Source organism: Pseudomonas juntendi (assembly GCF_009932375.1).
Taxonomy (GTDB): domain Bacteria; phylum Pseudomonadota; class Gammaproteobacteria; order Pseudomonadales; family Pseudomonadaceae; genus Aquipseudomonas; species Aquipseudomonas juntendi.
Genome location: NZ_BLJG01000111.1, coordinates 55,310 through 62,585, shown reverse-complemented (window position 1 = coordinate 62,585; position 7,276 = coordinate 55,310). Strand labels below are relative to the sequence as shown.

General features: G+C 53.8%; 7 protein-coding genes and 1 pseudogene. 7 read left to right on the top strand and 1 reads right to left on the bottom strand.

Annotated features, from left to right (window positions below):
* From GYA94_RS15870 to GYA94_RS15840, 7 genes and pseudogenes are all read left to right on the top strand, one after another.
* Positions 1–1,822, top strand: a 1,822-nt coding sequence (locus GYA94_RS15870) for a right-handed parallel beta-helix repeat-containing protein (RefSeq protein ID WP_161892677.1), incomplete at its 5' end; no start/stop codon positions are given.
* 45 nt (positions 1,823–1,867) lie between these two features.
* The gene (locus GYA94_RS15865) at positions 1,868–2,530 is read left to right on the top strand and encodes a CatB-related O-acetyltransferase (protein WP_255326943.1); all 663 of its coding nucleotides are present in this window, start codon (positions 1,868–1,870) and stop codon (positions 2,528–2,530) included.
* 66 nt (positions 2,531–2,596) lie between these two features.
* Positions 2,597–3,223 carry a glycoside hydrolase family 19 protein gene (locus tag GYA94_RS15860; protein WP_161892676.1) on the top strand — a complete coding sequence of 209 codons (627 nt, stop codon included), beginning with the start codon at positions 2,597–2,599 and terminating at the stop codon, positions 3,221–3,223.
* Positions 3,220–3,582 (top strand): hypothetical protein, encoded by a 363-nt coding sequence (locus GYA94_RS15855; RefSeq protein ID WP_161892675.1) that lies wholly within the window; start codon positions 3,220–3,222, stop codon positions 3,580–3,582. Before GYA94_RS15860 ends, GYA94_RS15855 begins: the two co-directional genes overlap by 4 nt.
* A complete protein-coding gene (locus tag GYA94_RS15850; RefSeq protein WP_161892674.1) occupies positions 3,579–3,839 on the top strand; it encodes a hypothetical protein in 261 nt (86 codons plus the stop codon). The genes GYA94_RS15855 and GYA94_RS15850 overlap by 4 nt, the downstream gene beginning before the upstream one ends.
* Positions 3,840–3,892: 53 nt before the next feature.
* Positions 3,893–4,165 carry a hypothetical protein gene (locus GYA94_RS15845; RefSeq protein ID WP_161892673.1) on the top strand — a complete coding sequence of 91 codons (273 nt, stop codon included), beginning with the start codon at positions 3,893–3,895 and terminating at the stop codon, positions 4,163–4,165.
* 335 nt (positions 4,166–4,500) lie between these two features.
* Positions 4,501–5,622: pseudogene (locus GYA94_RS15840) on the top strand (tyrosine-type recombinase/integrase).
* 218 nt (positions 5,623–5,840) lie between these two features.
* Here the strand turns inward: GYA94_RS15840 and GYA94_RS15835 are convergent.
* Complete coding sequence (locus GYA94_RS15835; protein WP_161892672.1) at positions 5,841–7,181, bottom strand: potassium channel family protein; 1,341 nt, start codon at positions 7,179–7,181, stop codon at positions 5,841–5,843.
* Positions 7,182–7,276 lie beyond the last annotated feature (95 nt).

Genomic DNA, 7,276 nt, shown 5'->3' with positions numbered 1-7,276 from the left:
GTCTGCTAACGACAGCCTGGAGGCTATTGCTGATCTTCAAAATAGTACCGACCCAGAGAAAGGAGCATCTCAAATTGGCTGGGATGGTGAGCCTGTCAGTGCGCAGATGGACCTTTCAAAGCGAGTCTTGGATTACGCAGCGCTACGATCATATGCGGGCACGGCAACGAGACTGGAGGTGGTCAAAGCAGGAATCTTCGGTACATTCCTGAAAAAACCTTTTGCTAGCGGGGATGCTGACAACAACGGGACAACATTGGTCTCGACGGATGGGCAGTTCACCTACACAAGAGTATTTAATGGAGACTTTGATGTTCGCTGGTTCGGAGCGCAGCTAGCTGGAGGTGATGATTCCGCAGCAGTCCAGGCTTGTATCAACTCCGCCCCGATTGGTAGCAAGATTGTTATCGCAGCAACCCCTGCAGGCGCGTTATTGTCAGGACTGGTCGTAAACAAGCAGGTCCACATCATAGCGGACGAGGCAAACCTTAAGCAGAAGGCCGGGTCCACAGCTCCCATGATTACATATCTTGGTGTCGATGGATTTAGACTTCGCGGACTTAGGGCAAACGGGAACAAGGCAAACCAGGCAACGCAGACAAACGTCATCGAGGTGAAGAACTGCTCTAACTTCAGAATCACTGACGTTGACATCGACGGTGCGAGCTATTGCGGTCTGAAAATTGATGGGAATGTCGACGCACACCCCACACGATCCTACCTTCGCAGGGTTCAGGCAATCAGAAGCGGTTACACAGGCATCCTGCTCTACAATGCGCGCAGGCTGAACCTGCAGGATTGCAACAGCAGCGATAATGGCGGTTATGGGGTTCTATACGATAGCTCCATCGCTGAAGCTGGTAGTGACATAGTAATCTCGGATGGAAACTACGATTACAATGTCTACGCTGGGATATGCTTTCCGTATTTTGACTACACAGGCCTTCTAGGCAAGTGCCTTAAAGTGCAGATCAAAGGAGCGAGTGTTTGTAACAATACTTCAAATGGCATGATACTGCAGGGTAAGGACAAGTCAGTTGCGGGTGGCTGCGCTAACAATAACTCAATAACCGGAATTCTTGTAAACGGCAAGCAATGCAGTGTTGTGGGTGTAGAACTAAAATACAACGGTAGCGTTGGGATTGATTGGGGTGACTGCGAAGACATCACGTGCACAGGAAATTCCGCTTTTGGCAACGGGGATATGGGGATCGAGGTAAACTCATGCCTGCGGGGTGTCGTCACCGGGAACACCGTCAACGGAAACAACACAAAAATCAATGGTATTAAAGCAGGAATTGTGCTTCACCTTGGCACGGGCGGCTATCCATTCACTGGGCCAAGCTCTGGTATTGCTGTGACTGGCAATTACGTAGGTCCCGGGCCTAACCAGGATTATGGGATTCTGCTGACTGGAGATACGTCTGATAACGTGGTGGATGCCAACGCGTGCACGGGCTCCGGTGCAGTCCAAGACATCCGCTGCATATCCGGATACAACACCATCAAGCCCGGAGCTAGCCGCGCGAGTCATAGGGGGTCCCTAACGCAGATCACTATAGCCACGGCAGCCACAGTTACAATTCCGGATGCCGCAGAGGTGATCTACCTCACAGGTTCAGTAAACGTCTCGACCATTACTGGGGGTAACCTCTCGGCGGGAAGGGAGATTACGCTAGTGTTCAGCACATCAGTGCCACAGATCCTGAATACTGGGAATATCCTGACTGCCGTGAATCCAGTAGCCAACTGGCGCCCGATACGACTTACATACATAAAGTCACTTGAAAAATGGGCTGTGATGGAGACGAAGACTTTCTAGTGCCACCTAGATCGGCAGCATAACCCATGTACAATGGTCGACAAAATGACTAACGGCATAGCCGACCAATCGCATGGAGTGAATATGTTCCCAGGTCCAGCCTCAACCAAGAAGCATATCATCGAAAAATACTCACGAGCTTACCTAGATTTCGCTTGTGGAGATTACACCTATGGGATGCCGAGACTGGAGCTGGGGCGTGACGATCTGCCACGTCGCCTTCACATCGGCGAGTACTGTTCCATCGCCTTTGACACCACCATTTTTGTGGGGCGCCAAGGCCGGCATCCGTTAGACACCCTGAGCACCTATCCTCTGGTGATGCTTTTCTCGCAGCTGCATGACAAGTCTCCGGATAGCGCTGCGGATGCTGCTGGCCTCACCCAGTCGGCCTACAACGATGGAAATCTCGACGTAATCATAGGTAGCGATGTTTGGATCGGTGCGCAGGTCACGATCATGGCAGGCGTAACCATTGGGCATGGCGCAGTGATCGCTACCGGCGCGGTGGTAACTGGAGATGTTCCTCCATATGCGATATATGGCGGTGTGCCAGCTAAGCTGATCAAGTACCGGTTTGATGAGGCTACGATTGTTCGGCTGCTGAAGTCAGAATGGTGGCGGATGACCCCTGAAGAACTCTGGGGAAAGCTAGGATCGACGGCAATCTCGGTTCCACTGGCTGCGTCTTTGGCGTTGCTTGATTAAACCCGTAGTAGCAAGATTAATTCAAAGACCCGCCAAGTGCGGGTTTTTTTCGCCTGGAGAAAATGGATGCCGATCACTGAGCAGCAGCTGCTGCAGGTTCTACCCAAAGCCCGCCCTGTTGCGGGCGTTTTTTTGCCTGCGCTGAACCGCGCCGCCGCGCGCTGGAAGATCGACAGCCGGCTGCGTCTCACCGCCTTCCTGGCGCAGATCGGCCACGAGTCTGGGCAGCTGCGCGTGCTGGTGGAGAACTTGAACTACAGCGCCGAGGCGCTGGTGCGCACCTGGCCCAGCAGGTTCACCGCCCAGACCGCGCAGGCATATGCTCGGCAGCCGGAGAAGATCGCCAACCGCGTCTACAGCGGCCGCATGGGGAATGGCCCCGAGTCGTCTGGCGATGGCTGGCGGTACCGGGGGCGCGGACTGATCCAGCTGACCGGTCGCGACAACTACCGGGCGGCCGGCGCCGCGCTGGGTCTGCCGCTGGAGGACCATCCGGAATTGCTCGAGCAGGCCGAGCACGCGGCACAGTCCGCTGCGTGGTGGTGGGCGAAGCACGGGCTCAACGAGCTGGCCGACGCCGGGCGCATCCAGGACATCGGCAGCATCATCAATACCGGCAAGCCTGGGCGCGTGCCGCATGGCGCGGCTGAGCGAAAGGCATTGTACGACATTGCCGTTCGGGTGCTGGCATGACTGACGTGGCGCTACGCCTCGCCGGGGCCGGCCTGCTTATCCTGCTGGGCATGGCCGTGGGCGCCTGGGCGACTACTCACCATTTCCGCCCGCTACTGGACGATCAGCAGGACAAGGCCGCCCAGTGCGCCGCCGCGCGCGACAACCTGGCCGGGCTGGCCACGGAGCAGGGGAAAGCCATTGGCGACCTGATGCTTGCCGCTGCCAACCGCCAGGCTGCCGCCGAGCAAGCCGTGGGCGTGGCCACGGCCAGCGCCGACGCCGACTACGCCGCGGCGAACCGTCTGCAGCAGGAGATAACCGGCGGCGACCAGTGTGCCGCTGCCACTTCGATCATCGACAAGGAGCTTGGCCTATGAGGGTGCTGCTGATTGTTTGCGCGCTGGTGCTGGCCGGCTGCGCGGGCCGAGCTGAACCTGAGACCCAGTACGTCCGCGTCGAGGTGCCGGTTCAGGTACCGTGCCGCGCGCCTGAGGTGGCCGTGCCGCCTTGGGCAGCGGCTGGCCTGCGCAAGACTGACAGCCTGGAGGTGAAGGTGCGCGCTCTGCTGGCCGAGCGGCGGCAGCGCATCGGCTACGAGAAACAGCTGGTAGCCGCCGTCGGCGCTTGCCAGTAGCATGCTGCGCTCTCCGGCTTATACTTACCTCTCCACCAAAGGGAGAGACGGGATTGAGCAGTCGTCAAAGCAGTAGCCAGCCAGGCGAGTTCTTGCCCGGCATCATCTTGCCGCCGGCAATCCACGGCCTGCTGCGCAAGCGCCTGGCTGAGCTGGACATGTGCGATACCGCGGTCAACTGCATGATCCTCCAGGCGCGGACCGAGAGCCTGGTCGAGGCGCTGGAGATCCTGAAGGCGATCCCGGCGCGGGACGTTGAGCGGCTGTATGTGCTTATCGACAACATGACGCAGGACCGGCTCGATGCGCTTGGGTCGACTGCATGAGAAGTACCGGCAATGCCAGACCGGAGTGTCACAACAAACCTGCCTATAAAATGACCAACTCACTGGTCATCCTGCCTTATTTGCTGATTTTTTGCTTTAGCAAAATCTCAAGCATCAATTTTGCCCCGTAAACACTGGGCCTTCCCGCTTAATCGACCCGATCCATCATGGGGGCAACGCTGAAGCGGCGGGAGGGCTCAGGGCGCGTGGTTTGTGGCTTTGAGGCTGATTCTAGGGGCATTCTGGTCTACGCATTTTTGTGCCGTTTTTGGGCGTTTTTGGTGTGACAGTGGAGCGATGTACCACCGCCAATCACGCTTGTACCACCGAAAATCATGGCAACGATCAGAGCAAGGAAAAAGGCCGATGGGACGGTCAGCTACACCGTCCAGATCCGCCTCAAGAAAAAGGGTGTCATAGTTTACCAAGAAGCCCAGACATTCGCCCGTAAGCAGGCCGCTCAGGCCTGGGCGAAGCGACGAGAGACCGAATTGGCGGTTTCTGGCGCGATTGAGCGGGCCAGCCGCAAGGGGCACACGCTCAAAGAAATGATCGAGCGCTACCTGGTAGAAGCCGAGAAAGCCCGGCTGCTGGGGGAGACGAAGCAGCGAACGCTGAATGCCATCAAGAACAGCTACTTGGGCGAGAAGGCTGATTCCGACCTCAGCCAGCAGGTGCTGTTGGATTACGCGCTCTGGCGGATGAGTCCTGAAGGAGGAAGCATTAAACCGCAGACGGCCGGTAATGACCTGGCGCACCTGGGGTCGGTGCTGTCCCTGGCTAGGGCGGCGTGGGGGTATGAAATTGACGCGCAAGCAATGCCAGATGCGCGCCTCGTGCTGAAGAAGTTCGGTTACAACCTGAAGAGCAGAGAGCGGGATCGGCGTCCTACGCTGGATGAGATCGATAAGGTGATGGAGCACTTCTTCGAGATGTTGCAGCGGCGTCCGAGCGTCCTCCACATGCCGAAGGCAGTAGCGTTCGCGATTTTTTCGACCCGCCGGATGGACGAGATCACACGCATACGGTGGGAAGACTTGGATGAGTACACGCAGGCAGTGAAGGTCCGGGACATGAAAAAACCCGGCCAGAAGATCGGCAACGATGTCTAGTGATACTTGCCGGATGAGGCGTGGATCATCGTGCAGAGCATGCCCCGAGAGTGTCGCGAGATATTCCCGTACAACACGGATTCAATCGGCACAGCCTGGTCGAAGGCATGCAAGATGAAAGGGATAGAGGATCTTCACCTTCATGAATTGCGTCACAAAGGGGTGAGTCGGTTGTTTGAAATGGACTGGGACATACCGAGGGTCTCAAGCGTATCTGGTCACCGTGATTGGAGCTCGCTGCGGCGTTATACCCATTTGCGTGGGCGAGGGGATGGGTATAAAGGTTGGAAGTGGCTGGATCAGATCATTCAGGCACCGGTTAAACTCGGCGCCCGAGCTGGGTAGGCGGGTGGGTAACGATGCTACCTCTATTCAGCGCTTCTTCGTGATAGGCATCGGCTTTGGGTCGATTGCCGTCAGTCGCGAACGGCTGCTTTCGACCCAGAGCTGACGGAGGCTCTTGGCAGATGTCGGCCAAAAGCAGGTTTTCGGAGATATAGTCTTTTCCTTTATTCTCCACCTTCCTGCGCGCTAGCCTCACTCTTTTATGCAACTCAACGAGACTAATATTGTTTGCTCTTTGAGGCGTACCCTGCAAGGAATAAACCGATCAAAAACATCCCGCCGAACGCTTCGAGAGATGAATAAATTCGCAATGATGTAGCTTTTTGGTATATGTCCCCATAGCCCAAGGTCACGAAAGTAACGATACTGAAGTATAACGAGCTCCACGAATCACTCTCAGTGACGGATCCGGGATGCAGATAATACAGAAGTGCAGAGATTGCTATGAGTCCGATGGAGGCGAACAGACTTCTGGCTGGTCTCTCGCCAAACCCCCAAGCAATGAAGCTAGTGACATATAGTAAAAGCCTAAAATAACTTTTAATTAGGATTATTGCTTTTTGCAGAAAGCTAGATTTTAACCATTCAGATCGATATGTAACTGATGGATGAAGCTGGGCGGCCAATAAATATTTTTGCTCTTCGTAAAAGTATTTACCTGCATCTACGCTGTTTCCGGTGCTTGAGTAGAGCGATTTTATTTTTTCGAAAAATTTTGCTTTTGCTAACTGATTAGAATATTCATCCTCTCCTGCATCGAACGCGACACCATCGAACGATGAATATTCTAGAATGCAGTCAAAATTGGTTCCAGACACTGAGCTTATATTCAACTTGCTACGAACCAAATGTAAGTGTGGATCTGAATCTTTGAAATGAAAGTCCTGAAAGTTTCCATCCGACAGCAGCATTTCTTTTCTGTAGCCGACATTGCCGTGCATCCAGCAAGAGGTCTTATTAAAGTTCCAGAAAGCCGAGCTACCATGAAATTTCAGACCAATGGCGCTTGAATACCAAACATATGTGTGTTGATTACTATGGCAGTCATTGATCTGGAGCCCGTCCAAGCTACAAAAATCTAAATGACGTCCTGATATCACAACTCCGTTTAGTTTGACATTTCCAAGCTGTAGCAGTGGCACCTCATTGTAAAAATATGGAATGCCACCCCGCCAGCTTGAAATCCGAAATTCCCTTTTTGCAGCGGTGTATTTTTCTTCTCCGTAATTCCTTCTAAGCCACCAGAAATATGGCGCATATTTTCTTTCAGAGAGAATCCATCCAGCTTTCCTTATTGATGGCAATTGTTCTAAAGATTCATTGAATAGATAGAGCTCGCCTCTTTCGTATTTGCATAATATCAGCGGTTCATCTGTGCCTAAGAAGCGAGCAAATCCATTGTCAAAAATTATTTCAGTGTTTAGGCTTTCGCTTGAAAGCCACGTATCAAAATGCGGAAGCTTTTTGCGGAATAGTTCAAATAGTCGTGGGTAGTCATTTTGTTTGCGCCAGGAGTTGAATTGCTCCGGTTTCATTGCCCAAAACTTCTCGGCGTTCATACAAATCTTCTATTTTATCCTAGGTTAACCACTAAATTTTATAGAAAGCAGATCTGCGCGAGAGCCTGTCATTTCCAAGTGTATTGTGGCATAAC

Excerpts from the sequence above, each read along its gene's own strand:
- GYA94_RS15850 (WP_161892674.1), top strand. The coding sequence starts at position 3,579 with ATGAGGGTGCTGCTGATTGTTTGCGCGCTGGTGCTGGCCGGCTGCGCG.
- GYA94_RS15835 (WP_161892672.1), bottom strand. The coding sequence starts at position 7,181 with ATGAACGCCGAGAAGTTTTGGGCAATGAAACCGGAGCAATTCAACTCC.
- GYA94_RS15855 (WP_161892675.1), top strand. The coding sequence starts at position 3,220 with ATGACTGACGTGGCGCTACGCCTCGCCGGGGCCGGCCTGCTTATCCTG.
- GYA94_RS15865 (WP_255326943.1), top strand. The coding sequence starts at position 1,868 with ATGACTAACGGCATAGCCGACCAATCGCATGGAGTGAATATGTTCCCA.
- GYA94_RS15860 (WP_161892676.1), top strand. The coding sequence starts at position 2,597 with ATGCCGATCACTGAGCAGCAGCTGCTGCAGGTTCTACCCAAAGCCCGC.